Below are 26782 nucleotides of genomic sequence, written 5' to 3' on the forward strand. Positions count from 1 at the left end.
ACACATTTGGAGGCGGTATGAATAATTTCAATCTTGGCGAGGTGCTTACACGCGCCTGGCAGATCATCTGGAAACATAAAATCTTGTGGGTCTTCGGCGTCTTTGCCGTGTTCGCGAGCGGAGGCGGCGGGGGGGGTGGAGGCGGCGGAGGCAGTAGTTATCAAACAGGTTCTGAGGATTTTCCATTTTCAACCAGTGAGATGGAACGCGGATTTCAGCAGGTTGGTCAGTTCCTCGAACAAAACCTGTGGATCATCCTTGTGGCTGTCGTCTTTATCATCCTGCTGTCCCTCCTGTTCTATGCACTGGGCATCATGGGCAGGATCGGTTTGATTCAGGGCGCGTATAAGGTTGAAAAAGGCGCCGAACACCTGGCCTTCGCCGAACTTTGGTCGGAGAGCATGCCGTACTTCTGGCGCATCTTCGGCTTGAACTTTTTGATCGGGCTGGCGGTGGCAGTTCTGCTCGTCCCGCTGGTGTTGTTTGGCGTGATTACCGCAGGCGTAGGCTTCCTCTGCATCCTTCCGCTGATCTGCATCCTGATCCCGATCAGTTGGGTGGTGATGGTTATTCTGGAGCAGGCGCAAGCTGCCATCGTGGTCGAGAACCTCGGCATGTGGGAGGGCTTCAAACGCGGCTGGGAGATCGTGAAAACCAATGCGGTTAACTTCATCATCCTTGGGCTGGTGTTGTTTGTCGGCGGCGCGGTCATTGGCATCGTCATCGCGTTTCCCATCATTATTGCGGTTGTTCCCCTCGCCATCGGTGCAAATTCGCTCGAGGAGACGCTTATGCCCCTCTATATTGCGCTGGCATGCTGCGCTCTTTACATTCCCGTGCTTTACCTTCTCACTGGTATACTCACCGCCTATATCCAGTCCGTGTGGACGCTGACCTACCTGCGCCTGTCCAGGCCGCGGGATGAAGCGCCTGTTTTTGTTGAGGGTAATGCGTAAACTTTTAACACTGTTTCTCGGTTTGTGTCTCCTGCTTGGCGTTGTGTCGTCTGTCCGCGCGCAGCAAAACCCTGCGGTTGCGACTCTCTACCCAGCCGATCTTGCATCCTTTCCAACCGTTTCCGCGTTCTTGGATGTATTCGACGCCCAGCGAATCTTCGCCTCCGGACTTAACCCCGAGGCTGTGACTGTTATCGAAGACGGACGCGCCTTCCCGGCCGACTCGCTGACCGAGATCGCCGTCCCCATGCAGATCGTGGTTGCAGTTAATCAGGGCACAGCGCTGGACGTGCGCAATGCCAATGGGTTCTCGCGCTTTCAACGTGTGGCGCAGGTCATTGCCCAGTGGGCGCAAAGCCGTCCGCCCGATCTGCCGGATGACCTCAGCCTTGTCAGTCAGGCGGGACCGGTCATTAACCATGCCGCAACGGCGGATTTCATCGTCGGGTTAAGCGGCTTTCAACCGGATCTGCGGGCTGCCATACCCAACCTGCAATCCCTCGCCACTGCCCTGGATGTCGTCAGTGCACAGACGCCGCGCCTCGGTATGAAACGCGCCGTGCTCTTCATCACCCCGCAAATGGAAGACCCGAACCTTGCAAATGCGCTTGAGCCGTACATTCAGCGTGCGCTTGAAAATGACATCCGCATCTTCGTCTGGTACGTGGATGCGAATACAACCTTTACCACCACCAGCGCCGCAGTGTTCAATAACCTCGCCATTCAAACAGGCGGGAGCATGTTCCAGTATTCCGGCGAGGAGAGATTCCCCGACCCCGAAGCCTATTTTTCCGGTTTGCGCAGGACATACGCACTTTCCTATACTTCACGTTTGAACAGCCCGGGCGAATACTCCCTTGGTGTGCAGGTGAACACTTCCTCGGGTCCGTTGACATCCGCCGAGCAGCGTTTCAACGTGGATATTCAGCCGCCCAACCCATTCCCCGTGGCGCCTCCCTCCCAGATTTCGCGGCAGGCGCCGGCGGATGATCCCTTCAATACCGAGATTCTTCTGCCTGCAAACCAGCAGATCGAGATCATCGTGGAATTCCCCGACGGCCACGTCCGCCCGCTCACGCGCACCACCTTGTATGTGGATGGTTTGATCGTGGACGAGAACACAACCGAGCCGTTCCACCTCTTCACCTGGGATTTGAACGCCTATACCAGCAGTGGTGAACACCAGATCGTTGTGGAGGCCATGGATGTGCTGGGCTTGAGCAAGGCAAGCACGTCCATTCCGGTGACCGTCACCGTGATCAAAGCCCCCAGGGGACCCGCCGCCTTTCTTGCAAAATATCGCACGCCGATCACGTTCGGTTCGATCCTGCTGGCAGGGCTGGTGCTCTTTCTCATCCTGTTGAGCGGACGATTGCGCATCCCGTCCCTGCGCGCCGCACAGGAAGCGCATCGTGCCAGTGTGGACCCGCTTACACAACAGATCCAGGTGACGAAGCAGGACACTGTGCCCGTGGCGGAGGCGGGGAAGAGTAGAAAGCCGCGTACCAAGTCAAAGAAAACAGAATCAGGCTCAACGTCTGCTGTGGCGGCGGCGTCGCTTATCCGCCTCAATCCAGATGGACAGGCGGCCGCCGTCGCGCCGATCCAGCTGCTTGAGAAGGAAATCATCTTTGGCACCGACCCGGTGCAATGCACGCAGATCATGGACGACCCGTCCATTTCATCCGTCCATGCACGGTTCAGGCAAACGGATGACGGAAGCTATGTGTTGATGGATAATCATTCAATTGCGGGCACGTGGGTGAATTATGAGCCTGTTTTGCGCGATGGGTACCGGCTGGCGCATGGCGATATGGTACACTTTGGCCAATTAACCTATCGGTTTATGTTAAAAAATCCGCCAAAGACTTCAACGCCGACGATCACTGTTCAAGATATTGAAGAATGATCCGTACCACACTTGCTCATTTGCATGTCGCCGCGCTCAGCCATGCCGGCATGTCCGGTAAAAACAATGAGGACCGTTACTCGGTCTCATCTTTTTTGGTGAGCAGGGAGGATGCCCGCCCGGTTGTCTTCGCGATTGTGGCGGACGGCATCGGCGGCCACCGGGCCGGTGAGATTGCCGCCGAACTGGCGGTGAATTACATCAACATGGGGGTGGCAGAAAGCACCGCAAGGAAACCCATAAAAATACTTGAAAGCGCCATCCATGATGCCAGCCAGGCAATTGCCGCGCATTCCGCCGGCAGGATGGATGAGGAGGGCATGGGCGCAACCTGCGCCTGCGCCCTGGTGCTTGAAAATAAACTTTACACGGCGTATGTGGGCGATTCGCGCATTTATCTCCTGCGCGGAAAATTCATCCAGCGCCTGACCATCGACCATACCTGGGTGCAGGAAGCCTACGAAAAAGGCATCATCACTGCCGAGCAAATGTACGATCATCCGAATGTGCATGTCATTCGCCGCCATCTGGGCGGGGTAAAACTGCCCAACGTGGATTTCCGTCTGCGGATCGATGATGAGGAAACCGACGAGGAATCCGAGAACAACCAGGGCTTCCATCTTGAACCCGGCGATACCATTCTGCTTTGCAGTGACGGTCTCACAGACCTTGTCTGGGATGACGAAATCCAAAGGATCATCCACTCGAAGAAGGATCTCAAGTCTGCCGCGGATGCGCTGGTCAATCTTGCGAACGAACGCGGCGGACACGATAACATTACCATCGTGTTGATGTCCATGCCTCGCCTGGAGGAAATTTCCGGCAAAAAGCACGGTCTCTTCGAATGGCTGCTGGGGGACTGAGATGCCCAACGCTTCCTTCTACGCTTCAACCTGCCCTGTGACTTAACAGCAGAATCTCACCCCGCGCTTTTTTCAGAGTTCTCGCGGTCCAGCCATAACTCCCGATATTTTCGATTCCAATCGATCAGAAAGCGGATTGCGATCACGAGTCCCGCGCCGAGCATCAGCCAGAACGAGTCGCCTCGGATGTTGGCGGCCCACAAGACCGGTGCCGCGAGGATGCCCGTGAACACGCTCGCGCGCGCCGAGTGACGGATGATCAAAACAAGCAGAAGTAATAGCCCGAAGCAAATGAGAAATGCCAGCGGGTTGACCGCCAAGAGCGCGCCGCCCGCCGCTGCCAGACCCATCCCGCCGCGAAAACCCGCGAACACCGTCCAGCAATGACCGACCACTGCAAATGTGGCTGTCAGTGCGATGACCCACGTTTCGCCGGAATATTTCACGGCAAGCAGCGTCGGCAAAAATCCCTTGGCAATGTCCAGGATCAAAACGAGCGCGCCCCAGCCGAATCCGGCCTGGCGGATGGTGTTCGTCGTGGTGGCGTGACCTGAGCCCGCATCGCGCACGTCCACGCCTTTGACGTAGCGTGTGACCCAGATCGAGAACGGGAGCGAACCGAATACATATCCAAGAATGGGGAGGAGAAAATTCGTCATGTCTTAAATAACCCCAAATGCGGCATTTTGGAGTGCAACAGCAAGCTCCTGCACTCCATAGTTTTAATACGAACGCGCCAGCACCCTTGCACGGGAAGCGATGCGGCGGGTGAGACCGTCGAAGAGCGGCTTGTGGAAGGGCCACATGGCGTACCAGTATAAAAAGCCGAAGAGTCCATACGGAGCGAAATAGGCGGTGACGGTGAACAGCGTTTTCCCGTCGTCCGCGGGCACGGACTCGAATTGCAACCACGCCTTGCCCGGCAGTTTCATTTCCGCGCGCAGGCGCATCAGGCGGTCTTTGTCCACGGTTTCGACTCGCCAGAAATCGAGCGACTCGCCTGCATGAATGTCGTCAGGGTGTCTGCGTCCGCGCCGCAAACCGACTCCGCCGATGGCTTTATCCAGCCAGCCACGGAACGCCCAACTCCAATCCATAAACAACCAGCCGCGCTCGCCGCCGATGCCCGTGTACGAGCGGAAGACGGTTTCAGGTGGCAGATCCACCAGTATCTGCCTGCGCTCTATGAACATGCCTTCTTCGACCGTGAATTTGTACGGCTCGAAGTCGCCCATCACTGTGACCAGCGCGTCCGACCAGGATGTCTCCACGTTGTCGCGTTGGATGCGGCCCAGCGCGAGATGGACGGCAGTCTGAAAATCGAGCGGTTCGATCTGCGGGAATAACGTCCGCGCCGCATCATCGCGGACGATGAGCTCCGCGCGCAGACCCTCAATCAACGGCGCGACCACACGCCAGTGGATTGGTGTGACCATGTGCACCCAGTACGCGGAGAGGCGCGGGGCGTGGAACGGAGTCGGAATCAACCAGCGGCGGAGATTCCGTTCCTTTGCATAACCAAGCAGCATGCTTGCGTAGGTGAGGCGGGTCGGGCCTCCGATTTCGATCACGCGGCCAATGCTGTCGGGGGTCTTGAGCGCATCCACCAAATAAGCGAGCACATCCCGAATGGCAATGGGCTGCGCCTGCGAGAAGAACCATGCCGGGCAAACGAGCACAGGCTCGCGTTCGGTCAGATAGCGGATCATCTCAAATAACGCGGAGCCAGATCCGATGATCATGCCCGCGCGAATTTCGGTGACCGGCACTTTGCTGTAGCGAAGCAGATAGCCCGTTTCGTGACGCGCGCGCAAATACGGCGAAAGATTTGCGGTCGGGTCAACGAGTTCGCCGAGATAAATAATGCGTTCGATCTGTGCTTCTTCGGCGGCGTGAGCGAAGTTGTGCGCAGCTTGCAGATCGCGTTCCGCGTTGACCCTGCCGCCCTGCATCCCGTGGATGAGATAATACGCGGCGGAGACATCCTGCATGGCTTTGACCAGGTCATCGGGATTTAACGCATCGCCCTTTGTGACCTCAACCTGATCGAGCCATCTGCGCCCCTGCAATCGGGACGGGTCGCGCACGAGGCAGCGCACACGGTAGCCGGCTTCGAGCAGTTTCGGTACGAGTCTGCCTCCAACGTACCCTGTTGCACCCGTGACAAGGATGAGTTTCTTTTCAGCCATGATGATGGATTATACCCAGCGTGGTCACAAATTGCGCTTCTTCAACACTGGGAAAGCGCAATGTGCGACCGTGGGCATTATATAACGTCGTGGCATGATGCGAATGACATTATTTCGGAGGAGGGTTGTCAGGGTTGGGATTGAAGGGGGAGTTTTATAATCGGAGTATGTATCTTAACCACGAAGGGTCACTACACTTGCACCGTACGCAAGTGCGGTGAGGTACACAAAGGTTTTCTTGGTGACCCGTTGTGGTAAAAAAATATGTTCATCGAATGGTTCCCGGAACTCAACCCCATCCTGCAGGCGTGTTGGGAGCCACCGCCGTTATCTTTATCAAGCCGATCCTTCCGTATGCGCTTGCTTTCGCAGCAGGAGCGATGATCTACGTCGTCATCGAGGAATTGATTCCCGAATCACAGCTCGAGAAGGATATCCACATTGCCAGGGGCGGCGCGATGCCTGGATATACGGCCATGATGATTCTGGATGTGGCATTGGGATAATCTAATGTAAAATCCACGCCATGCCCTTGGTATGGATTTCCCTATCCTTCCTTGCGGGAATCATCCTCGCACACAACGTCTCGTTTCCTCTGGGGACATGGGCGTTGATCGCGCTGGCTTTCTTTTTTATTTCCCTCTTCCTGCGCACTATCGTATCACGTTCATCCAGCACCACCCATCCTGCGCTTTCCACTTTCCACTCACTACATCCCACTCTTTACTCATTTCTCATCCCTCACCTTTTCATCCTGACCCTGCCCATCTTTCTCTTCCTTGGCTCCGCCTACTACCAGTTCCGCCAGCCGAACATTGATCCTTTTCACATCGCCTTTTACAACGACCGCGAATACGATCTGCTGATAACAGGCACACTGACCCGACTCCCAGATTATCGTGACAGTTACACCAATCTCCGCATCGAAGTCGAAGCCGTGGATACGGGCAGCGGCGACATGCCCGCTTCCGGCTTGCTGCTCGTGCGTGTACCGATCAACCAGACCTACGAATACGGCGAGCGGGTCCGCCTGCGTGGACAATTGAAGACACCGCCCGAAAACGAGGAATTTTCCTATCGCGAATATCTTGCGCGCTTCGGCATCCACTCGTACATGACCCAATCCGAAGTCACGCGCCTGCCCGGCGCGGGCGGGAATCCCGTCTACGTACAGACTTACAAATTCAAAACAAGATTGCTCGAAAAAACCTACCGCCTCTTCCCTGACCCCGAAGCGTCATTGCTGGCAGGCATCCTGCTCGGCGAGCAGGCGGGACTTTCGGAAAAACTTCAACAGGCGTTCAAGGACACCGGCACAGCGCATATCATCGCCATTTCGGGATTCAACATCGCCATCATTGCGGGACTTTTCTTTTCCATCTTCAAGAATCTTTTTGGTGAACGCATCGGCGCAGTCCTTGCCATCGTTGGAATTTTCTTCTATGCCTTCCTCGTCGGCGGGGATGCGGCGGTCATGCGCGCGGCGTTCATGGGAAGCGTCTCGCTTTTTGCGCGGCAGGTCGGCAGGCGCAACGACGGCATGAACGCGCTCATGGCGGTTGCCCTGCTCATGGCGCTCATCAATCCACTGGTGTTGTGGGACGTCAGTTTTCAACTCTCGTTCTTCGCCACGCTCGGTCTCATCCTGTATTCCGAACCGTTCTCGAACTTCACCAACCGCATCATCGAACGAATAATCAAGGAAGATACAAGTACAATTGCCCGTATCATCAACGAAAACATCGTCCTCACCTTCGCCGCGCAATTGACCACCATCCCGATCATGGCATATCACTTCAAACGCATTTCGCTCATATCGTTCATCGCCAACCCGTTCATCCTGCCGGTCCAGCCGCCGGTGATGATTGTCAGCGGGCTGGCATTACTGGTCAGCGTGGTTTTCCATCCGCTCGGTCAGCTCATCGCATGGATCGCCTGGCCATTCTCCGCCTACTCCATCCGTGTGGTGGAATTATTCGACAAAGTGCCGCACGGCGTCATCATCCTTGGGAATTCATCGATCTGGTTTGTCCTTGTATTTTTTGCCACGCTTCTTTCCATAACGTTTGGCTGGTCAAACATCCGAGACTGGTTCCAGCGGACGGCGGGCGCGCTCCGCGCCGTGGCGTTGACCTCCGCATTCTCGTTGCTTTTCATCTGCATGATCCTGTTCTGGCGCGCCTCCGCCACGGCTGGCGATGGGCAATTCCACATCACCTTCCTCGAAGCCGGCTCGGCGGATGCGGTGCTCGTCCAAACGCCCGAAGGACGCAACATCCTCATCAATGGCGGCGCGAGCGTGACCGATCTCTCCGACGAACTCGGCAGGCGGCTGCCGCTCTTCTCGCGCAATCTGGACTGGCTCATCATCGCGTCCACGCAGGAGAATCAACTGGCAGCGCTGCCGCGCGTGGTGGAGATCTATCCGCCCGAGAATGTGCTGTGGAGCGGCAATACACAGGCTTCGTTCTCCGCGCAGAGGTTGGATGAGTTCTTTGCATTGAACGGCATCCCCGTCACCCGCGCGGAGGCGGGGCAAAAGCTCGTGCTGGGAGAAAATTCCTTTATCGAGATTCAGGCAACAGGTCCGCGTGGAAGCGTGGTTCTCATCCAGCATGGAGGTTTTCGCGCCCTGCTTCCCATCGGTCTGAGCGAAGGGATGCTCGAGTCGCTTGAGTTTGGCAATGCGATTGGGAAAGTGGATGTCTTGCTGTTGTCCGAATCAGGTTACGCGCCGGCCAACCCGCCCGACCTGTTCGAGAACATGGCCCCGCAGTTGGTGGTGTTGAGCGTTGCCGCAGGTGACCCGGATGGATTGCCTGCGCAGGATGTGCTGGAATCGCTGGACGGGTTTTCATTGCTGCGGACCGACCGCAATGGCTGGATCGACATCAGCACAGATGGGACTCAAATGCGGGTGACGGTGGAACGCGGAGAATAAATGGGAGTTAAGTACCCTTTGCAATACTGCGCGGGATGCTAGAATAGCACTCACATTATCAAAGGAGATTTATTATGAAGAGTCCAAACTTGAAGGTTTTTGTTTCCATTTTGATGCTTGTGCTGGCTTCCCTGGCTTGTGCCGTCCCGGATGTCGACTCGCTGCTGAATCCCCTGCCGAAGGATAATTTTTCAAGCAGCAGCAGCGGCTGGGGGACCGGCACAGACAGCTCCAGTTCGGTGGAATATGCGAACGGCGGCTTGCAAATGAAGGTGTTTACCGAATACTATGTCACATGGTCCACGCCCGACATCGAATCCTATGAGAATGTTCACATGGAAGTGGATGTGAAGAACGAAAGTACGGACCCCGAGGCATTTTTTGGTTTTGTTTGCAACGAACAGGGTTCCACGAACTCCTTTTATTACGTCGGCGTATCTCCCGATGGGTATTATGCCTTCCTTCTGGCGGCGGTGGCGAGGGATGATGTAGTCCTCAAGAAGGGTACTTCGAGCGTGATCTCAAACAGCTCAAGTTCCATGCGCCTCGGTTTGGATTGCGCCAACGGTTCCATGACGCTTTATGTGAACGGGCAGAAAATTGACAGCGTCTCCGATTCGACCTACACAAGCGGCGTGGTCGGCCTGTTTGCGGCAACGGAGAGCCTGCCAAACGGCGCCAATGTCACCTTTGACAATTTCGAGATGACAAAACTCGAGAAGTAATCCATTCTTTTACAAGCTTGAAAGTTCCCCGCGTGGAAGTCCGCGGGGAACTTTTTACATGATGTATAATGCCACCACTGTAACAAAAGCCATGGAATGCATCACGGAGGTTTGAGAATGACGGATATGCTCAAGATCACAAAGACCGAAGGACCCGTGCCCATCCTGCATTTTGAAGGCAGCCTGGATGGGCAGACAGAAACTCTTGCCGTTGAGCGTGCACGCGAGGTGATGGACTCCGGCGGGCGGTTTTTGGTGATTGACCTGAAGGGCGTGGATATGGTGACCAGTGCGGGTCTGCGCGCCCTGCACACCATTTATAAAATGTTCACACCGAACGATGTGATGCAAGTCTGGCGCGCTGAACATGCGGATGAAACATTCAAGTCACCGTTTTTTGTATTGGCACAGCCGTCCCCGCAGGTTCATTATGTGCTGAGCATTGCGGGCTTTTTGCAAAGCATTTGCATTTATCCAACCATGCAGGCAGCGCTTGATTCATTCCCTGCGCAGTAATGGGTCATCTCTTACTGGCGGGCGGTGCGGAGTTTGGCGGGGCAATGTCCGCGCCGGATCTGCGCGCGATGGAGCTGGCCGGCGGGTTCGATGCGCCGGTCTGCATCATCCCCACAGCCGCCGCGCCGGACCGCAATCATCAACGGGCGGGGAATAATGGTCTGTGCTGGTTCAAAAAACTGGGCGCCAAAAATGTCTTTATAGCGGATGTGATTGACCTGAACACTGCGGACGATGCAGCCCTCGCCGCCTCCATTCGGACCTCGCGCCTGATCTATCTGCTGGGAGGTTATCCCCGTTATCTGGCGCAGACGCTTGCCAACAGCGCCTGCTGGCGAGCCGCGCTGGAGGTGCATCAGGCAGGCGGGGTGATCGCGGGGAGCAGTGCGGGGGCAATGGTGTTATGCGAGCATTATTACGATCCCCATGAAAGAAAATTACTGCGCGGCTTGAACTTGATCACCAATGCCTGTGTTTTACCGCACCATGATAATTTTGGTAAAACCTGGGCAAATCAACTTGGACAATTATTGCCCGAATCCACGTTGATCGGCATCGATGAATCCACCGGCATGGTCAATGATGCGGGCGGTGAGTGGCAGGTGTACGGGGCGGGGGATGTCACGCTTTATCGGAGCGGATCAAATATCCGCTTCGAGCGAGGCGAAACGTTCACGTTCCAGTGAATAAGACCTATAAACCGTTAATCGTCGGAGGAGCCATGGTCGTTACCTTGAAAATCGTTATGGAACAGGTGGAGGGGAAGGTGCCGGTCACTGTCTTTCACCTGAGCGGCTGGCTGGATGCACAGGGCGAGGAGGCGCTTCTTGCAGCGGCCCGCGATGCATATGATGAAGGGTCCCGATTTCTGCTTCTTGACCTGGCCGGGGTGGATACGCTCACCAGTGCGGGAATGCGTGCCATGCAGAAAGTCTATAAAATATATACGCCTGCCGGCCAGGAGTATAAAGTGGCGCAAGTAAAGCTGTGTAATGCACCTCCGCATGTTTATCATGTTTTGGGTGTGACCGGCTTTTTGCAGAACATTCCCAATTATGAGAACATGCAATCTGCAGTGGAATCGTTTTCAACCTAATGCGTGCGCATCCCAATATGATAAGGCTCTTCGTGTAAAACGAAGAGCCTTTTTTAACATCGGGCCGGTTGGCATATTAGCCCGCACCTCAAATTCTTAAGTAACCTATCATCTTCATATAAGGAAGTTTCCTTAGAATGGGGGCGTCTTATTCATTGATTTTATGTAGAGGAGAGAGGCATGAACAACCCATTGAAATCCGTCCCTGTTCGTTCCCATGAGATCACGCCGAAGGATGTCTACCTTTCGCGGCGTGACTTTATCAAGGCGGCCGGCCTGATTGCAGGGAGTGCGGCGCTTGCCGCGTGTGCGCCATCCGCGGCGGAGACTGTGGTGGGGGCCGCGGAGCCTGCAACAGGTCCCGTACGAACCGACGAGTTGGGCAACCCCGCCAATTTCCTGAAAGACATCACCAATTACAACAATTATTATGAGTTCAGCACCAACAAGGAAGCGGTTGCATCCCTGTCCAAAGACTTCACCACCATCCCGTGGACGGTGGAGGTGGGCGGTCTGGTGGCCAGGCCGAAAACCTTTGGTGTGGAGGACCTGCTGGGGTTATTCCCGCAGGAGGAACGCATTTACCGTCTGCGTTGTGTGGAGGCGTGGAGCATGGTCATTCCATGGAATGGTTTCCCGCTTGCGAGCTTGCTCAAGATGGTGGAGCCGACCTCCGATGCAAAGTATGTACGCTTTGAAACCATCCATCGCCCCGAGGAAATGCCCGGATTGAAAAGTCCGTTCTATCCCTGGCCTTATCAAGAGGGCCTGCGCATGGATGAAGCCATGCATGACCTGACGATCCTTTCCACCGGGATCTATGGCGAGACCATCCTGCCGCAGAACGGCGCGCCCATCCGTCTGGTCGTTCCGTGGAAATACGGATTCAAATCCATCAAATCCATCGTCAAGATCGAGTTGACGGCTGATGAACCCGGCACCCTGTGGAATACAGTCGCCGCCAATGAATATGGTTTTTATGCCAATGTCAACCCCGAGGTGAATCATCCGCGCTGGTCGCAGGCTTCCGAGCGGCGCATCGGCGAGCTCAGCCGCAGACCCACCCTGCCTTTCAATGGATACGGCGAGCAGGTCGCCAGTCTGTATGAGGGTATGGACCTTAAGCTGCATTACTAAAGATGAAATTCCCTTCACGCTATACCCCGCTTCAAATTGCCATTCATGTTTATGCGTGGTCTGCCCTGGCATGGATCGTTATCCAATTATTCACGGATACATTTTCGATCAACCCCATTCAGGAACTGGAACAACGCACGGGACGCCACGCCCTCACATTGCTGGTGCTTTCCCTGTTTTGCACACCCGTTAACACCCTCTTCAAGTGGAACGAACCGCTCAAACGCCGCCGCACGCTCGGCCTGTACGCCTTCATGTATGCAACCATCCACGTCATCATCTTTGTGGATCTGGATTACGGCCTTGCGTGGAGTCTGATCGCCCAGACCGTTTTGCAAAAGCCGTACATTGTCGTCGGGATGGTTACATTTCTTTTGCTCATCCCGCTCGCGTTCACTTCCTTCGACATTTGGAAGGTCCGCCTCGGCAAGAACTGGAAGCGCCTGCATCGGCTTGTGTACCTGATCGCCCCCCTCGCCGTCCTGCACTATGCCTGGAGCAAGAAAGGCGACCTCTTCTCGTTATCCGGTGACATCGTCCGCCCGCTGATCTATGGACTCATCCTCGCGGTATTTCTGATCCTTCGGATTCCCGCCATTCGAAAGGCCATCGCCTCCCGCCCGGCCCGCAGCCTGATTCTGCCCGCTAAAAAGGATTCGCAGCCCAAGCTGGATGTCTCTTAAGGAAAAGGCTCATTCGAGGAATTGTCCTCGAATGAGCCAGGAATAATTAGAATATCCCGCGCAGGAAAAGCAGCAGACCAATGATGGCCAGTGGCACGCCCACGATTGCGCCGACAATCGTCAGGCTGACGAGCATGCCGACGAGGATTAGCAGGATGCCAAGCACCATCGCCACGAAGCGCCCCGTCATTTCCACAATGGTGGCGAGCAGTTTCCATATGGCCGCGAAGGGCCACAGATACCAGGGTATTCTTCCTTTTGTTTGATTTGTCATCAGAGCCTCCTTAGGATGTACGCGGATCGCACCAAAATGATGCAATATTATATAAACTTAAGTACTACTCCACAAATCCCGCAGGAGGGCTATAATCCACGCCACTATGCCTACAAAAACAAAAAAATCCACCTCTGTTGAGAAAAGACCCGTTCCTGTCGTTATGGAGGAGCAGGCAATGCCGGACGCTGAAGATTTTATCACCTTCAAGCGCAGTCATTTTTATTCCGTCCTGGTTGTCCTTGCGTTTGCTGTGGGTCTGTTCGTCGGCTACGTATTGTGGGGACGCAGTGCGGCTGTCACAGCCGCGCCTCCGGCGCCAGCCGCAAACCAGCCCTCGGGCCCTGTTGTGGAGGCGCCCGTCACGGAACAGCCGCAATATGTCCGCTATGATGTTCCCACGGAGGGATATCCAAGCCGCGGACCGCAGGATGCGGCGATCACCATTGTCGAGTTCAGCGATTTCGAATGCCCATTCTGCCGCCGCTTTTTTGAAGAGACGTATGCCCCATTGCTGGAAGCGTACCCCGGGCAGATCCGCTTTGTGTACCGCAACCTGCCGCTGACATCCATTCATCCCAATGCCATGTCCGCCGCGGTGGCTTCGCTGTGCGCCAACGACCAGGATGCCTATTGGGAGTATCACGATTTATTGTTCAGCAGCGATTTGCTGGGGCGGGATATCTATATTCAATATGCCACAGACCTTGGTCTGGATGTCGAAGAATTTTCCGCCTGTCTTGACAGCGGAAAGCATGATGATTTCATCCAACAGGATATGGATTTCGCGCTCACCCTGGGCGTGCAGTCCACGCCCACCTTCTTTATCAATGGACTGGCAATCGTGGGAGCCCAGCCTTTCTCCAATTTCCAGCAGTTGATAGACCAGGAACTGGCTGGAGAAATTCCACAGTAATTGAGCTTTGTGGGCGGGTGATGAACCCGCCTTTTTTATTCTTAAAATCCCGCGCATTTGATTTACTCGGTGGTAAGATGGGGGAGATAAAAAATTCCCTATTGAGAGAATCCCATGAAAAAATTCATAGCGATCGCAGGCAATATCGGTGTCGGAAAATCCACGCTTGTAAAAATGTTGTGCGACCAGATGAGCTGGGACCCGTTCTATGAACCGGTCACGGAGAATCCCTATCTTGCGGATTTTTACCAGAATATGTCTGCCTGGGCCTTCCATTCACAGGTCTTTTTTCTGACGCATCGCCTGCGCTCGCATCTTAATCTGGCACAGCATCCCAATTCCGTGGTGCAGGACCGCAGTGTCTATGAAGATGCGGAAATCTTTGCACATAATCTATACCAACAGGGGAATATTGCCGACCGTGATTATCAGACCTATCGCGAGCTGTATGAAACGGCTGTACAATTCCTGCCCCCGCCGGACCTGGTGATCTACCTGCGTGCCTCGGTGGATACGCTGATGTACCGCATCAATTCGCGCGGACGCGACTACGAACGCAGGATCACACCCGAGTACCTGCAAAACCTGAATGATCTTTATGAAACATGGATTGAGAACTTTACGCTTTGCCCGGTGCTTGCCGTCCCTGCCGATGATCTGGATTATGTTGCGCATAACGGACATTTACGTTTGATCGTTTCCAAAATTGACGATAAATTGACCGGCAAAGAGGAAGTGGTCTTTGAGCCTGAGGAAATGGCAAGGGCGGCGGAGGATTAAGAAGTGTCAAGTGTCAGGTTCCACGTTTCAGGGTACCTGACACTTGACACCTGGAACTTGACACTAGGCCTTGCCCAATACCATCGCCAGCAATGCCATTCTCACGTATAACCCATACTCCATCTGACGGAAGTACGCCGCGCGGGGATCATCGTCGAAGTCCATGCTGATCTCGGTGACGCGCGGGAGCGGGTGCATGACGATCATATCCTTCTTGGCGGCTTTCATGATGGCAGGGTCGATCACAAACGCGTTCTTCACCTTTTCATAATCGGCGGGGTCTTCGAAGCGTTCCTTCTGGACGCGGGTTACATACAGCACGTCGGTTTCGGGCAGCACTTTTTCGAGCGTGCTGAACTCCGCCTGCGGAATGCCCTTCGCGCCGACCTCGTCCATCACTTCCTTTGGCATCTTCAAAATATCGGGCGAGACGTAATTCAGCTTGACCTTGAACAACGACAACAACCGTGCCAGCGAATGGACGGTGCGCCCGTATTTCAGGTCGCCGAGCATGGTCACGGTCATGCCGTCCACCTGACCCGCGCCGAGTTCCTCGAAGATCGTGAACGTATCGAGCAGCGCCTGCGTGGGGTGTTCGCCCGTGCCGTCGCCCGCGTTGATGACGGGCTTGCGCGCCGCCTTCGCCGCAATCGCCGCCGATCCCGTTTCGGGGTGTCTCAGCACAATCACATCGGCATAACATTCGAGCGTGCGCACCGTATCCGACAAGCTCTCGCCCTTCGTCACCGATGAATACTTCACCTCATTGATCGGGATGACGCTCCCGCCGAGCCGCTCCATCGCGGCAGTGAACGACGACGACGTTCTCGTGGACGGTTCATAGAACAGGTTCGCCAGGATCTTCCCTTTCAGCAGGTCGAACGTCCCGACGCGCTCGACCATGCCGCGCATCTCGTGTGCCACGCCGAACACGTACTCCAGGTCGTCACGGCTGAACTGCTTGACGGATATGATGTCCTTGCCATACCACGCGGCGTTCTTATTCTCACCGAACGGCAGGTAGGGGGATTGGGGGTCTGTGGGCATTTTTACTCCTTTGGATTTAGATATTCGTTATTCGATATTCGCGTCTCAAGCCGGGTGAGGCTGATTCTGTTTTGACACACGTTATTTCATCCGAAAAGATGATTCGCCAGCGGAATGACGTTGATCAGCGGTTCTTCGTAGGGATGCACGCGCTTTATCACCTCAATCGCATCCTTCACCAACTCGCGTTTGCAATTGACTTCAAGTTTGTACTCCGTGGTCACTTTGATCTCGCCGACCTTGCCATCGAACGGCTCCGCTCCCTCCAGCGGGCGGAAATAACCCGTCACCTGCGAGATGGCAACGCAATGATCATAGTTTCCGATCACGCCCACACCGATTCTTGCAAGTACGTCGCGTATCTTTAAGGTATGTTCCTGCGGGGTGAAGATCTCCAGTTTTACGTCGGTAAAGCTGTTCATGTAACGCTCCATTCGAATGTAAGGGCGACCCTTCCATGACTGTCAGGACATCCTGCTTTCACAAGGCGGGTCGCCCTTACCCGCGATAATGTTAAGAAAAAGCCTGACAGGTGTCTGTCAGGCTTTTTGAGAACGAAAATTGAAAAGAAACAACGCGTCCACCGGGGACTTGTACAATGGATGAAGCGGGGGATTTCCTCGGTACATTGGCGCTGATTATACACGCATTTACAAACCTGCCAATGGTCCGCTGTCCAGTCCGTTCGCGGCGGCGATCTCTTCGAATGCGATCTCGATCTCGTCAATAAAGTGGTCGAGTCCCTGCACGCGCTCCTGAAAGCCGTCCCCCAACAGACCGAGATCGTTGCAGGCGTTCTGCCAGAATTTCAGGTGGTCGCCTCCAAGCACGGAGGTGGATAATGTCCAGGTATGCAGGAGGGGCCAGAGCGCGGCGAGAGGCGTTTCACCTTCCAGCATGAACTTGACGGCTTTTTCGTAATAATTCAGGCGGGTCTTGTGAATGCGTGCGTCCGTGTTTTTATCGTCACAGGCGGCGGTGAACGCGGCCATCCAGTCCGGCAGCCAGCTTTTTACCTTGCCGGCATCCACGTTATTCGCGCCGATCAGACCGTATGCGCCGGCAGCCATGCCCGGTTTTTGCGCGGCTTCGGCGCGGGCGGGGAATTCCAGCAGCAGCCTGCGTTCCTGGATGGGCGGTCCGTTTAATTCTGCCAGGGCATTGATGACATGGAAGAGGGATTTCATATACTTTCTGATTTTCGCTGGTTCCGCGGCCTGATCGGGCTCGGACAGGTCCATCCAAATCTCGCGCCCGTGTGAAAGCAGCCTGCGGCAGCGCTGGAGCATGAGCGGCGGCTGTTCGAATTCAAAACCTGCCCGCAGACTGGCCTGTACGAAGTCGAAGAACTTTTCGCGCTCGTACAGCAGGATCGGGTCGTACATTTCGTAGCCAAGCCAGGGATCGCCGCGCAGGTCGCGCGGGGATTTGAACTCGTCCTTTGCGCGGCGGCTGATGTCGAGATGAAAATCGGGGGACAGTTTTACAAGCTCGCGGGGCTTTGTCCGTTGGTTTTTGTGGACAAGGACAATATCAATATCCGCGGTGCCGCCGAGCATGGGATCCACGTTCAACAGGGAGCCGGTCAGATAGGCGGCGATGATGTCCGCATCGTTATAGGCCCGCTCCTGGGCGGTCTCTTTGGCAATGCGGAGGAGGGAGTCGCGGGTAACGCGCATGAGTTCCTGGTTATTTTAAGGGCAGACTTGCCTGAAACGGAGTCAGGTTCAAGGTCTGGCGGATGCGGTTTTCGATCAATTGAAAATGCTCGGTGTTACGGATAATGTCGAGGCCGTTCGTGTCTATCTTTAAGACGGGCGTATGGTCATAGGGTTTTGAAAAAAATACCTCATACGCATTGTTAAGCTCGTGGATGTAACTGCGTTCCATTTGCCGTTCGTAGGGTCTGTCGCGGAAGGCGATGCGGTTCATGAGGGTGTCGGTGCCGGCCTGTAAATAGACAAGCAGGTCGGGCTTGGGGATTTTTTCGCCGAGCGCCTCATGCACTTTGTGGTACATATCCAGCTCGTCGCCTTTCAGGTTGATGCCTGCAAAGAGCGCGTCCTTTGCGAAGGTGTAATCTGCGATCAGGTTTTTATGCCCGGCAAGAATTTTCGGGACGTTGTTGTTCTGTTGACGATAACGGCTGAGCAAAAAGAAGATCTGTGTTTGAAAGGCATAGCGCGCGCGGTCCGCATAAAAATCGGAAAGGAACGGATTCTCCTCAAAGATCTCCAGCAGGACTTCCGCTTCAAAGACCGGCTGCAGCAGTCGGGCAAGCGTGGTCTTGCCCACGCCGATCACCCCTTCGATGGCGATATACATGAACGAATGCTCCCTGAATAGTATTGAACAAAGGATACCATAAATCCGCAGGGATGCAGCCTTGCTGCATCCCTCAAAACCGGGGCTCAGCGCCGCTGAGCCCCTACGGTTATAATTTTATGTATGACCCGTATTTGCATTACGCCATTCGTACAGGGGACGGGCGGCATGGCTTCCTTTCGACTGAAATTCGAGCAGGGATTAAAGTCCCGCGGGATCGATGTGACCTACGATCTTGGCGACAAATCCGACGCCCTGCTCGTCATTGCAGGCACTCGCTTCCTTTTTGACCTGAACAGGATCCGTCGACGGGGCATTCGCATCATCCAAAGATTGGACGGGATCAACTGGGTGCAGCGTGTCAGATGGTCGGGACTGAAATACACCGTCCGCGCGGAGTACGGGAACATCATGCTTTCGCTCATCCGGGACCGCTTTGTGGACAGGGTAATCTATCAAAGCCGGTTCATCCGCAAGTGGTGGGTGGACTGGTATGGCATTGCGAAAGCTCCCGCTGCCGTCATCCTCAACGGCGTGGATTTGGATATCTATTCGCCAGATGGCGAACATGAACGCCCAACGAATGTCCATCGCATGTTATTGCTGGAGGGCAGCCTCGCGCGTGGATTGAACTCTGGCTTGTTCCATGCCGTACGCGTGGCGGAGAAAATGTCCGCGAAATACCCGATGGAAGTTTTCGTGGCTGGCACGGTGGATGAAGCCACACAACACAAAATGCAAAGCAGCGTCCCTGTGAAATTTCTCGGTACGGTTCCTCGCACAGAAATACCCAAGCTGGCGCGGTCGGCCCATTTGATGTATTGTGCGGAGGTCAACCCGCCCTGTCCAAACTCGGTCATCGAATCGCTGGCATGCGGATTGCCCGTCATCGGTTTCGACACAGGTTCGCTCAGGGAATTGGTTGGCAATGAAGCGGGGGTTATCGTTCCATACGGGGCGAATCCCTGGAAGTTGGAAACGCCCGACATGGACGCGCTGGCGATGTCCGCGGGGGAAATGCTCGAGAAACAGAGTCGATTCCGGGCGGCGGCACGCAGGCGTGCGGAAGCGGAGTTCGGTCTCGATAAAATGGTCGATTCTTATTTGAAGGTCTTGCTGGAGGACTGAGCCATGGATAATGAGGTCCAAGAATTTTTACTCAAGCATTTGCAGGGAATCATGACGAACGACATTGGGTCCTATCACGAAACGACGGCGGAGGATCTGACGCTGTACGAGTGGTGGGTCACGCCGCACCGTTTGGATGGACTGCCTTTCCATGAATTCATGATGACATCCAACGCGGAACGCGGCTCGGTCTTCGGCGCGGAGGAGACGGGCAAGACGCGATTCGATCTGGCGAATTTGTTGATCCAGCGTTATGGCGATACAGCAGTTGCAAGTTATACCTTGTTAATCAGCACAGCACTTGCTTCAGGTGTGAAAGTCGCCGCGCATAATGAAAGCCGCGTGATGATTAAGATGGACGGTGACTGGAAGGTGGTGCATGTGCATAAATCGCCCGCGTACCCTGCTCCACACGTTGGATAAACCGCCAAGACACCAAGACACCAAGACACCAAGACACAAAGATCATTGGAGGATCACATGCCGACAAATCCTGCGATTCCCAATCCGCCTGATGACGAGCGGAGTGCACATTTGATCGTTGATTCTGCCTGCACAGTTCACAAAAATTTAAGTGCAGGATTATTGGAAAGCGTTTACGAAACTTGTTTGTGCCATGAATTTGAAAAAAGAGGGTTGAATTACAAGAGGCAGGTTGTTGTTCCTTTGGTGTACGATGGCATTAAGTATGCAGAAGGATTTCGCCTCGATGTGCTTGTGGAAGGGCGCATCATATGTGAGTTGAAATCCGTCGAGCGCACAGAGAATGTCCATCATTCGCAAGAGTTGACGTATTTGAAGTTGACAGGAAACCGCCTTGGATTTCTTATCAACTTCAACGTTTCATTGATCAAGAACGGAATTCGCCGTATCATCCTCTAATCTCAAACAAATCTTTGTGACTTTGCGTCTTTAAGACTTTGTGGTCCCGAAAAAATAATTATGAATGCATCCCGCTCCTACGACCTGCTCTGGCTGAGCATTGCCCTCCTGCCGTTGATCGGACTTTCGTTCCTGCTGTCCGTCCCTGTGCAGGATTACTGGTGGTATCTGCGGTTGGGGAGCGATATTTTGAGGGAAGGTGCGGTTCCCATTGTGGACACGATGAGTCACAGCCGCGCGGGGCAGCCGATCTTTTATCAGCAGTGGCTGTCTGGAATTATTTTTTATCTGGTCTATGAGGCGGGCGGCGCGGCGTTGACCTTCCTCCTGCGCTGCGTTTTACTTGGGCTGGCGTATGGCTTACTCTGGGTTTTGATGCGCTCTTTCAGCGGCGCGCGGACGGCAACCATATTTTTGATTTTGCTCGGGCTTGCCACGTCCAACAACTGGGTGATGCGTCCGCAGTTGTTTGCATATCCGTTGTTCGTGCTGTGTCTGTTTGCCATCCTTAAATGGCAAAAGGGGAATAATCGCGCCTTGTTTCTCCTGCCGCTTTCGGTTTTTCTTTGGGTGAATTTACATGGATCGTTCGTCCTGCCCTTTCTTCTGGCGGGCGCGGCGCTCGTGGCCGGGAGCGGGAATCGAAAATCCATGCTCATTACTCTGATCGCGATGTCTGCCGTCAGCCTGCTCAACCCGCACAGCTTGGGCGTGTGGGAGTATCTCGTCTTCATCCTCAACAATCCATCGGATTATTTGTTCAGCGTGGAGTGGCGTCCGCCGACGAATGCAGGCTGGCAGATGAACCTCTTTTTTGGATGGACGCTTCTCTTCGTCCCCCTGGCTGCGTTTTCCAACCGAAGATTGTCCACGCTGGAGTGGATTCTCTTTCTTGGCTTCGGCTGGCTGGCGTTTTCGGGCATCCGCTATGTGATCTGGTTCATGTTCCTGCTGGCGATGTTCACTGCAAAATTGACCGCCGAATGGAGCGACAAATGGATCGACCGACCCATCGAGCGGATCAATCCGCGCCTCAACCTGACGATTGCAATTGTTATGTTCCTCCTGCCGCTTTTCCTCCTGCCGGGCGTCCGTGACTCGTGGTGGAGAAATGCCGCGCCGCTGTATGAGCTATCCACCACGCCCATCGCAGCGGTGGAATATCTGAAAACGCGCGAGGATCTGCCGGGTCCGCTCTGGAACGATTACGCCTTCGGCTCGTACCTGCAATTTGCCCTGCCTTCCCGCCCCACCTGGATGGACACGCGCATGTATAGTTTTTCGCAGGGGCAATGGGAGGAATATGTCCGTGTGACCAGTGCCGAAGGCTGGCAGGAGATGCTCGACCGCGAGGGCATCAACCTGCTTTTGCTTTCGCAGGCGGCACAGCCAAGGCTGGTGGAGGCGGTTTCGAAGTCGAGTCGTTGGTGCGAAGAATACCGCGACGAATATGCGGTGATCTTTTCGCGTTGCGAGGCGGAATGAACTTCAAAGGAAAATTGGGTTTGCAGCAGCGCGTATTGCCGGGTTACCGTGTCCCGTTTTTCGATCTGCTTGCCGGACACTGCGAAGGCGGGATGAGTTTGTTTGCCGGTCAGCCCCGTCCAATTGAAATGATTGCGGGCGGAACGACTCAAATCGCAAAGCACGTCGAGGCGAAAAATATCCACCTGTTTGGCGGCTCGTTCTACCTTTGTTATCAGAGGAATTTCATTCAATGGCTCGAAGAATGGAATCCCGATACACTGATCGTGGAGGCAAACCCGCGCTATCTCGCCACTCCCGCCGCCGTCAAGTGGATGCAGGCCCGCGGACGAAGGGTCATCGGCTGGGGACTCGGTTCGCCGCCCGTGCATGGCATTCGGAGAAAACGCAGGCTCGCATTCATCAACCAATTTGACGCCCTGCTTTCCTACAGCCGGCGCGGCGCGGATGAATATGCCGCGCTCGGGTTTCCGCGTGAGAAGATTTTCGTGGCGCATAATGCGGTCTCGCCTGCTCCTGATTTTCCCATGCCGCCGCGACCTTCGACTTTTGGCATTCGACCAACGCTCTTGTTCGTGGGACGATTGCAGGCAAGAAAACGCATCGATCTCCTCCTGCACGCCTGCGCGCAAATGGACCCAGAACCGCGTTTGATCATCGTCGGCGATGGACCCGAACGCCCGGCAATGGAATCGCTTGCAAAGGAGGTCTATCCATCCGCGGAATATATCGGCGGAAAGCATGGGGCGGAGATAAAGCCCTATTTCGCAGAAGCAGATTTGTTTGTCCTGCCGGGAAGCGGGGGACTTGCAGTTCAGGAAGCCATGAGTCACGGCCTGCCGGTCATCGTTGCAAAAGGGGATGGCACGCAGGATGATTTGGTTCGAGAGTCGAACGGTTGGCAGATCGAGCCTGAAAATTATGATGCGCTGGTTGCCGCAATGAAAAACGCGCTATCGGACATGGCGCGTTTGCGAAGGATGGGGGCGGAGTCGTTCCGCATTGTTTCGGAAGAGATCAACATCCAAAAGATGGCGGAAGCGTTCGTGCGGGCGTTGAATAGTTGAATCAACCGTACTTTGGCGTATCGCCGATGATCTCCCACCTGCGCTCCAGTGCAATGGCCTTCAACTTCGCATCGGGATAGACCGCCACAGGCTGGTCGGCATGTTCGAGCAGGGGAACATCCAGGATCGTATCGCCGTAGGCAACATCCACACGGTCCACGCCGAGGCGCTGAAGCACCTGTTCGATCTTCTTTTCGTCTTTCATCAACTCGCTGACCAGCCGCACGCGTCTGTTCACGATCTCCACCGGCGTGCCGATGACATCCGCGCCGATGCGCCGTGCGAACGGCTGGATGAACGGTTCGACCACACTGCTGGCAATGTAGACCTTTGCGCCGTCTTCGCGGTGTTTGATGAGCCGTGTCACCACGTCCTCGCGGCGTTTCTTCCACAGGTTGTGTTCGACCGTCCACTCCGAGGCCTGCTCGACGTTTTCCGGCGTGGCATTCTTGATGTAGCCCAGACTGTCCACCATTAACTTCTGCCCCCATGTCTGCCAGTCAATGAACCCGTTTTTTGCAAGCAGATACGACGGCGTAATGGACGCGATATACCAGTACGCGCGAAGTTTGCTTTGGTTATGTTTGACCCAGTCCACCAGCCCTAAAAATGGCGAGCCGGTGGTGAGCGTGCCCATCATATCTGAAACGACGATCATTATTTCTCCTTGTTTTCTTCGGCGCGGGGCTAAGAAGTCTTTTTCACCACAAATCCGCAAAGGCTCGAAGACTCGAAGAAAAATTCGTGACTTGGTGTCTTCGAGAATTCGTGGTATGTGCTTCAAACATTCTTAATCCAGCAAGGCTTCGATGGCGCGGGCGTTATCCGCCATGCGTTCCGCCAGCAGGCGGGCGATCCATTCATGCAGGGCGGAAGCCGTCTCTGCGTCCTGGTTTTCCATTTGTTTCATGGCCTCGGCTGTCAAACGATACAGCACGCTTTTCTGCTCCGTGACCACATTTGCGGTGCGCTTCCCCTTTAGGTACATGCCCACCTCCCCGACCACTGTCCCGCTGCGGACATTCCTCAAACGCGTCATTTCGCCCTGGTCTGTTTCAAGCAGTACATTCAACCGGCCAGACTCGATGAAGTACATGGCTTCCGGGGGATCACCGCGCCGCATCAGGTACATATTTGCATCCACTTCCATGCGTTCGAGATACGTGAGCAGGCGGTCGATCAATGCGGGTTTCGGGAAGGTCCTGCGCAACTGACCCTTGATGCCGACCTGGATGAACTGTGTGGAGGCTTCATGCTTTTGCAGGAGCATGTTCTCGCACCATTCCACGCCATGGTCCAGTGTGGGGAAGATCTGCACGCGTTGACCGGGCGTGAATCCGCCCTGGATCATCTGTTGGCGGATGGACGGCGCGGCTTGTGTTATGACCAGATAAATATCGTGCAGTTCCGCAAGCTGCTGCATGCGCGTAAAACTGGAAACAGCGGACGAATCCAGCCCGTGGACGCGGTGGAAATCCAGCACGATGAAATGTTCCCTGTGAATGGTATCCTCCAGCAGCTCGCGGACGCGCCCCAGCAGTTTATCCGATGTGCCGAAGAAGATATATCCCTGCAGGCGGAAGATGTGGATGCCCATGCCGTATTTGTGCAGGATCTCGCGTTGAATCGCGGGTCGTTCCACCTTGGCATGATAGATCGTCCCGTTCAGCGTATCACGGACGGTGTTGATGCGGCTGTATTTGATGACGAACAAAATGGTGGCCGCGATGATCCCCGCCCCGACGCCTTCAAGAAATCCCGTCGCCGCGATCACCACCAGGCTGATCATGACGACCAGATATTCTGCGCGGGGAAGTTTGAACCAGGCGTCATAGACCCATTCGATGAGGAAGGACAAGCCCAATACCAAAAGCAGGCTGCTCAACAATGCAACAGGCAGGAAACTGACAAATCCGCCGCCTGCAATTAACACCAGCCCGCAAACCAGCGCGGTGGTGACGGTAACGATGCGGGATTTCGCCCCCATGCGCTGGCCAAGCGCCGTGGCGCCCAATAAATGATATCCAGGCGGCCCGCCGCCCAACCCTGCCGCCAGATTGGCGAGCCCGGTGACGCGTAATTCATGATTCAGGTCAATATCGCGTTTGGCGACCAGTTCCAAACCTGTGGCGTTCAACAGGAATGCGATCAGGCTGACCAAAGGCACGGGAATTAGTTTATCCGCCTGACCCGCCAGGATGTTCCAATCCACTTGATTTAAGGTGGCAAGTGTGAACGGTTTCCAAAGTCCGCCCGAGGGGAAGGATTGCAGCAGCAGTCCCATGCTGCGCGCCTGTTCAATGGATGTGCCGGTTGCAAACAAGGCTGCATAAAAAAGGATGACGGCGCTAAAGACGATTCCCGGCCAGACCAGGAAATGATTGACCTTTCGCAGAACGACCAGGACGATCATGGCGTAGATCGTGCCCGGCAGCCAGAGCAAAAGCTTATCGGACTGCATCAGGCCGAGGAGAGTCTGAACGTTTAACGTCTCGCCGGCCATCACTTCGATCGCGCCGCGAGTCAACAGCCAGCCGGTGCCGGCCAGGAACCCGCCGACCACCGGATAGGGGATGTAGCGCACCAGATTCCCAAGTTGGAACTGGCCGATCAGCAGAAAGATCAAGCCTGTGATCAGTGAACCGATCATGACGCCCGCCAGTGTTGTCGAAAAGACAACCTGCGCACTGGCGGAGCCTGCCAGCCCGCCGGCGATGCCTCCTGCAGCAACTGCAAGCAGGGCGGCGGGACCATCCTGCGGACCGATGGCTGTGCCGGGCAACGAGCCCAGAAACGATGTGACCAGCGCCATGCTGAGCCCGCCGAATAGAAAGATACCGATGCCGCGCGGGACATACGAGCTCATTTCACCCGTGAATACGAGCGTGGCGAGCGAAATGCTCAGCACCACCACGATCAATCCGATCACAAGCCCGGCGGTAATGCTGGTGACAATCTGTCTCGGATCCATCGACGCGAAAGGCTTGTCTTTCATTGTGCTCTCCTCACTTCCAAGTGATTAATGCCCCGATTGTATCTGAATTTATATCAAATGAGGAAACTACTGAGCCGTATTGCCGCCATCCACCAGCAGCAAATGACCTGTGATAAACGACGACTCGTCCGATGCCAGGAATAAAACCGCATTGGCGATCTCTTCGGGTCTTCCAAAACGGCCCATCGGAATATATGCACTGGATTCCTTCATCGCTTCTTCCATTGTCACCGGGTCGGAGCCTTCGAAATATCCCTTCTCGATCCAGCGATCCACAAACGTATCGCCGGGACAGACCGCATTCACGCGGATGCCTGCGCGTGCGTAATCCAGCGCCATGGCCTTGGTCATCATCCCCACCGCGCCCTTGCTCATGATATACGGAAACGCATCCTTCCCCGCCACCACAGACCAGTCCGAGCCGTTGTTGACGATGGCGCCCCCGCCCTGTTTTTTCATTTCGTGAATCACCAGCTTGCACATGCGCCACACCGCTGTCACGTTGATGTTCAACGTATCCTGCCAGACTTCCTCGGTCGTGGTATCCGCGGTCCCCTTGGTGACGATGCCTGCGTTGTTGAACAAAATATCGATGCGCTTGAATTCCTTAAGCGCGGCATCCACGACCCTCTGGCAGTCCTCCGTCTTTGTGTGATCCGCCTCCACGAAAATGCATCGGACTCCCTTCCGCCTGCATTCCGCTTCGACGGCTTTGCCCAGGCTGGAACGCCTGCCGGTTAAGACCAGGTCGGCTCCCTGGTCCGCGAAACGAAGCGCGGTGGCTTTTCCAATTCCGCTGGTGGCGCCTGTGATGATGGCTGTTTTGTTTTTGAGTCTCATGTTGTTCTCCTGGAGGGTCGCCCCTCCT

28 protein-coding genes are annotated in these 26782 nt (G+C 55.1%); 18 read left to right on the top strand and 10 right to left on the bottom strand.

Annotation, left to right across the window (positions count from 1 at the left end):
* Positions 1-17 precede the first annotated feature (17 nt).
* The 3 genes from QY332_04635 to QY332_04645 are packed head-to-tail and all read left to right on the top strand — an operon-like array spanning position 18 to position 3728.
* A complete protein-coding gene (locus tag QY332_04635; GenBank protein WKZ37213.1) occupies positions 18-956 on the top strand; it encodes a hypothetical protein in 939 nt (312 codons plus the stop codon).
* Positions 949-2865 (top strand): FHA domain-containing protein, encoded by a 1917-nt coding sequence (locus QY332_04640; GenBank protein ID WKZ37214.1) that lies wholly within the window; start codon positions 949-951, stop codon positions 2863-2865. Before QY332_04635 ends, QY332_04640 begins: the two co-directional genes overlap by 8 nt.
* Entirely contained in the window at positions 2862-3728 is an 867-nt protein-coding gene (locus QY332_04645) for a protein phosphatase 2C domain-containing protein (GenBank protein ID WKZ37215.1), read from the top strand. The genes QY332_04640 and QY332_04645 overlap by 4 nt, the downstream gene beginning before the upstream one ends.
* A 56-nt stretch (positions 3729-3784) precedes the next feature.
* On the opposite strand, the gene QY332_04650 is transcribed toward QY332_04645, so the two are convergent.
* The gene (locus tag QY332_04650; protein ID WKZ37216.1) at positions 3785-4387 is read right to left on the bottom strand and encodes a glycerol-3-phosphate acyltransferase; all 603 of its coding nucleotides are present in this window, start codon (positions 4385-4387) and stop codon (positions 3785-3787) included.
* A 63-nt stretch (positions 4388-4450) separates the two neighbouring features.
* Positions 4451-5917 carry a DUF2867 domain-containing protein gene (locus QY332_04655; protein ID WKZ37217.1) on the bottom strand — a complete coding sequence of 489 codons (1467 nt, stop codon included), beginning with the start codon at positions 5915-5917 and terminating at the stop codon, positions 4451-4453.
* 275 nt (positions 5918-6192) lie between these two features.
* On the opposite strand from QY332_04655, the gene QY332_04660 reads away from it, so the two are divergent.
* The 8 genes from QY332_04660 (at position 6193) to QY332_04695 (ending at position 13015) form a co-directional block, all read left to right on the top strand.
* Positions 6193-6423: a hypothetical protein gene (locus tag QY332_04660; GenBank protein ID WKZ37218.1), complete on the top strand. Its 231-nt coding sequence runs from the start codon at positions 6193-6195 to the stop codon at positions 6421-6423.
* A 20-nt stretch (positions 6424-6443) separates the two neighbouring features.
* Positions 6444-8858: a ComEC/Rec2 family competence protein gene (locus QY332_04665; GenBank protein WKZ37219.1), complete on the top strand. Its 2415-nt coding sequence runs from the start codon at positions 6444-6446 to the stop codon at positions 8856-8858.
* A gap of 74 nt (positions 8859-8932) precedes the next feature.
* Positions 8933-9583 carry a hypothetical protein gene (locus QY332_04670; GenBank protein WKZ37220.1) on the top strand — a complete coding sequence of 217 codons (651 nt, stop codon included), beginning with the start codon at positions 8933-8935 and terminating at the stop codon, positions 9581-9583.
* 126 nt (positions 9584-9709) lie between these two features.
* Positions 9710-10099: an STAS domain-containing protein gene (locus QY332_04675; GenBank protein ID WKZ37221.1), complete on the top strand. Its 390-nt coding sequence runs from the start codon at positions 9710-9712 to the stop codon at positions 10097-10099.
* The gene (locus QY332_04680; protein WKZ37222.1) at positions 10099-10785 is read left to right on the top strand and encodes a Type 1 glutamine amidotransferase-like domain-containing protein; all 687 of its coding nucleotides are present in this window, start codon (positions 10099-10101) and stop codon (positions 10783-10785) included. The genes QY332_04675 and QY332_04680 overlap by 1 nt, the downstream gene beginning before the upstream one ends.
* Before the next feature lie 35 nt (positions 10786-10820).
* A complete protein-coding gene (locus tag QY332_04685) occupies positions 10821-11195 on the top strand; it encodes an STAS domain-containing protein (protein ID WKZ37223.1) in 375 nt (124 codons plus the stop codon).
* Between the two features lie 180 nt (positions 11196-11375).
* Positions 11376-12332: a protein-methionine-sulfoxide reductase catalytic subunit MsrP gene (gene msrP, locus QY332_04690; protein ID WKZ37224.1), complete on the top strand. Its 957-nt coding sequence runs from the start codon at positions 11376-11378 to the stop codon at positions 12330-12332.
* A 2-nt stretch (positions 12333-12334) separates the two neighbouring features.
* Positions 12335-13015: a protein-methionine-sulfoxide reductase heme-binding subunit MsrQ gene (locus QY332_04695; protein WKZ37225.1), complete on the top strand. Its 681-nt coding sequence runs from the start codon at positions 12335-12337 to the stop codon at positions 13013-13015.
* 46 nt (positions 13016-13061) lie between these two features.
* On the opposite strand, the gene QY332_04700 is transcribed toward QY332_04695, so the two are convergent.
* On the bottom strand, positions 13062-13289 hold the full coding sequence (locus QY332_04700; protein WKZ37226.1) for a DUF5362 family protein: 228 nt from the start codon (positions 13287-13289) through the stop codon (positions 13062-13064).
* Positions 13290-13467: 178 nt separating this feature from the next.
* On the opposite strand from QY332_04700, the gene QY332_04705 reads away from it, so the two are divergent.
* Positions 13468-14205 (top strand): DsbA family protein, encoded by a 738-nt coding sequence (locus tag QY332_04705; protein WKZ37227.1) that lies wholly within the window; start codon positions 13468-13470, stop codon positions 14203-14205.
* 114 nt (positions 14206-14319) lie between these two features.
* Entirely contained in the window at positions 14320-14985 is a 666-nt protein-coding gene (locus QY332_04710) for a deoxynucleoside kinase (GenBank protein WKZ37228.1), read from the top strand.
* A 63-nt stretch (positions 14986-15048) separates the two neighbouring features.
* Here QY332_04710 and pyrB read toward each other — a convergent pair whose 3' ends face one another.
* From pyrB to QY332_04730, 4 genes are all read right to left on the bottom strand, one after another.
* Positions 15049-16032, bottom strand: coding sequence for an aspartate carbamoyltransferase (pyrB, locus tag QY332_04715; GenBank protein WKZ37229.1), 984 nt, complete (start codon positions 16030-16032; stop codon positions 15049-15051).
* Between the two features lie 86 nt (positions 16033-16118).
* Positions 16119-16454 (bottom strand): hypothetical protein, encoded by a 336-nt coding sequence (locus QY332_04720; protein WKZ37230.1) that lies wholly within the window; start codon positions 16452-16454, stop codon positions 16119-16121.
* A 228-nt stretch (positions 16455-16682) separates the two neighbouring features.
* Complete coding sequence (locus QY332_04725; protein ID WKZ37231.1) at positions 16683-17711, bottom strand: hypothetical protein; 1029 nt, start codon at positions 17709-17711, stop codon at positions 16683-16685.
* 10 nt (positions 17712-17721) lie between these two features.
* Positions 17722-18357 (bottom strand): deoxynucleoside kinase, encoded by a 636-nt coding sequence (locus QY332_04730; protein WKZ37232.1) that lies wholly within the window; start codon positions 18355-18357, stop codon positions 17722-17724.
* A 123-nt stretch (positions 18358-18480) separates the two neighbouring features.
* Between QY332_04730 and QY332_04735 the strand changes: the two genes are divergently transcribed.
* From QY332_04735 to QY332_04755, 5 genes are read left to right on the top strand one after another with little or no spacing between them, the layout of a single operon-like run.
* A complete protein-coding gene (locus tag QY332_04735) occupies positions 18481-19485 on the top strand; it encodes a glycosyltransferase family 4 protein (protein ID WKZ37233.1) in 1005 nt (334 codons plus the stop codon).
* 3 nt (positions 19486-19488) lie between these two features.
* Positions 19489-19908 carry a nuclear transport factor 2 family protein gene (locus QY332_04740; protein ID WKZ37234.1) on the top strand — a complete coding sequence of 140 codons (420 nt, stop codon included), beginning with the start codon at positions 19489-19491 and terminating at the stop codon, positions 19906-19908.
* A 57-nt stretch (positions 19909-19965) separates the two neighbouring features.
* Positions 19966-20367, top strand: coding sequence for a GxxExxY protein (locus QY332_04745; GenBank protein ID WKZ37235.1), 402 nt, complete (start codon positions 19966-19968; stop codon positions 20365-20367).
* A 60-nt stretch (positions 20368-20427) separates the two neighbouring features.
* Entirely contained in the window at positions 20428-21852 is a 1425-nt protein-coding gene (locus QY332_04750; GenBank protein WKZ37236.1) for a hypothetical protein, read from the top strand.
* Positions 21849-22919, top strand: a complete 1071-nt coding sequence (locus QY332_04755) for a glycosyltransferase family 4 protein (GenBank protein WKZ37237.1) — start codon at positions 21849-21851, stop codon at positions 22917-22919. The genes QY332_04750 and QY332_04755 overlap by 4 nt, the downstream gene beginning before the upstream one ends.
* A gap of 1 nt (position 22920) precedes the next feature.
* Here QY332_04755 and QY332_04760 read toward each other — a convergent pair whose 3' ends face one another.
* From QY332_04760 to QY332_04770, 3 genes are all read right to left on the bottom strand, one after another.
* Positions 22921-23577, bottom strand: coding sequence for a haloacid dehalogenase-like hydrolase (locus tag QY332_04760; protein ID WKZ37238.1), 657 nt, complete (start codon positions 23575-23577; stop codon positions 22921-22923).
* A gap of 132 nt (positions 23578-23709) precedes the next feature.
* On the bottom strand, positions 23710-25914 hold the full coding sequence (locus QY332_04765) for a SulP family inorganic anion transporter (GenBank protein WKZ37239.1): 2205 nt from the start codon (positions 25912-25914) through the stop codon (positions 23710-23712).
* A 66-nt stretch (positions 25915-25980) separates the two neighbouring features.
* The gene (locus QY332_04770) at positions 25981-26754 is read right to left on the bottom strand and encodes an SDR family oxidoreductase (protein WKZ37240.1); all 774 of its coding nucleotides are present in this window, start codon (positions 26752-26754) and stop codon (positions 25981-25983) included.
* Between the last annotated feature and the right edge of the window lie 28 nt (positions 26755-26782).

The organism is Anaerolineales bacterium (assembly GCA_030583885.1).
Classification (GTDB): Bacteria; Chloroflexota; Anaerolineae; order Anaerolineales; family Villigracilaceae; genus Villigracilis.

Coding starts and splice junctions, on each gene's coding strand:
- QY332_04745 (WKZ37235.1), top strand. CDS start 19,966: ATGCCGACAAATCCTGCGATTCCCAATCCGCCTGATGACGAGCGGAGT.
- QY332_04730 (WKZ37232.1), bottom strand. CDS start 18,357: ATGTATATCGCCATCGAAGGGGTGATCGGCGTGGGCAAGACCACGCTT.
- QY332_04680 (WKZ37222.1), top strand. CDS start 10,099: ATGGGTCATCTCTTACTGGCGGGCGGTGCGGAGTTTGGCGGGGCAATG.
- QY332_04725 (WKZ37231.1), bottom strand. CDS start 17,711: ATGCGCGTTACCCGCGACTCCCTCCTCCGCATTGCCAAAGAGACCGCC.
- pyrB (WKZ37229.1), bottom strand. CDS start 16,032: ATGCCCACAGACCCCCAATCCCCCTACCTGCCGTTCGGTGAGAATAAG.
- QY332_04700 (WKZ37226.1), bottom strand. CDS start 13,289: ATGACAAATCAAACAAAAGGAAGAATACCCTGGTATCTGTGGCCCTTC.
- QY332_04705 (WKZ37227.1), top strand. CDS start 13,468: ATGCCGGACGCTGAAGATTTTATCACCTTCAAGCGCAGTCATTTTTAT.
- QY332_04710 (WKZ37228.1), top strand. CDS start 14,320: ATGAAAAAATTCATAGCGATCGCAGGCAATATCGGTGTCGGAAAATCC.
- QY332_04645 (WKZ37215.1), top strand. CDS start 2,862: ATGATCCGTACCACACTTGCTCATTTGCATGTCGCCGCGCTCAGCCAT.
- QY332_04675 (WKZ37221.1), top strand. CDS start 9,710: ATGCTCAAGATCACAAAGACCGAAGGACCCGTGCCCATCCTGCATTTT.
- msrP (WKZ37224.1), top strand. CDS start 11,376: ATGAACAACCCATTGAAATCCGTCCCTGTTCGTTCCCATGAGATCACG.
- QY332_04640 (WKZ37214.1), top strand. CDS start 949: ATGCGTAAACTTTTAACACTGTTTCTCGGTTTGTGTCTCCTGCTTGGC.
- QY332_04760 (WKZ37238.1), bottom strand. CDS start 23,577: ATGATCGTCGTTTCAGATATGATGGGCACGCTCACCACCGGCTCGCCA.
- QY332_04735 (WKZ37233.1), top strand. CDS start 18,481: ATGACCCGTATTTGCATTACGCCATTCGTACAGGGGACGGGCGGCATG.
- QY332_04650 (WKZ37216.1), bottom strand. CDS start 4,387: ATGACGAATTTTCTCCTCCCCATTCTTGGATATGTATTCGGTTCGCTC.
- QY332_04685 (WKZ37223.1), top strand. CDS start 10,821: ATGGTCGTTACCTTGAAAATCGTTATGGAACAGGTGGAGGGGAAGGTG.
- QY332_04770 (WKZ37240.1), bottom strand. CDS start 26,754: ATGAGACTCAAAAACAAAACAGCCATCATCACAGGCGCCACCAGCGGA.
- QY332_04655 (WKZ37217.1), bottom strand. CDS start 5,917: ATGGCTGAAAAGAAACTCATCCTTGTCACGGGTGCAACAGGGTACGTT.
- QY332_04740 (WKZ37234.1), top strand. CDS start 19,489: ATGGATAATGAGGTCCAAGAATTTTTACTCAAGCATTTGCAGGGAATC.
- QY332_04765 (WKZ37239.1), bottom strand. CDS start 25,914: ATGAAAGACAAGCCTTTCGCGTCGATGGATCCGAGACAGATTGTCACC.
- QY332_04720 (WKZ37230.1), bottom strand. CDS start 16,454: ATGAACAGCTTTACCGACGTAAAACTGGAGATCTTCACCCCGCAGGAA.
- QY332_04670 (WKZ37220.1), top strand. CDS start 8,933: ATGAAGAGTCCAAACTTGAAGGTTTTTGTTTCCATTTTGATGCTTGTG.
- QY332_04665 (WKZ37219.1), top strand. CDS start 6,444: ATGCCCTTGGTATGGATTTCCCTATCCTTCCTTGCGGGAATCATCCTC.
- QY332_04635 (WKZ37213.1), top strand. CDS start 18: ATGAATAATTTCAATCTTGGCGAGGTGCTTACACGCGCCTGGCAGATC.
- QY332_04695 (WKZ37225.1), top strand. CDS start 12,335: ATGAAATTCCCTTCACGCTATACCCCGCTTCAAATTGCCATTCATGTT.
- QY332_04750 (WKZ37236.1), top strand. CDS start 20,428: ATGAATGCATCCCGCTCCTACGACCTGCTCTGGCTGAGCATTGCCCTC.
- QY332_04755 (WKZ37237.1), top strand. CDS start 21,849: ATGAACTTCAAAGGAAAATTGGGTTTGCAGCAGCGCGTATTGCCGGGT.
- QY332_04660 (WKZ37218.1), top strand. CDS start 6,193: ATGGTTCCCGGAACTCAACCCCATCCTGCAGGCGTGTTGGGAGCCACC.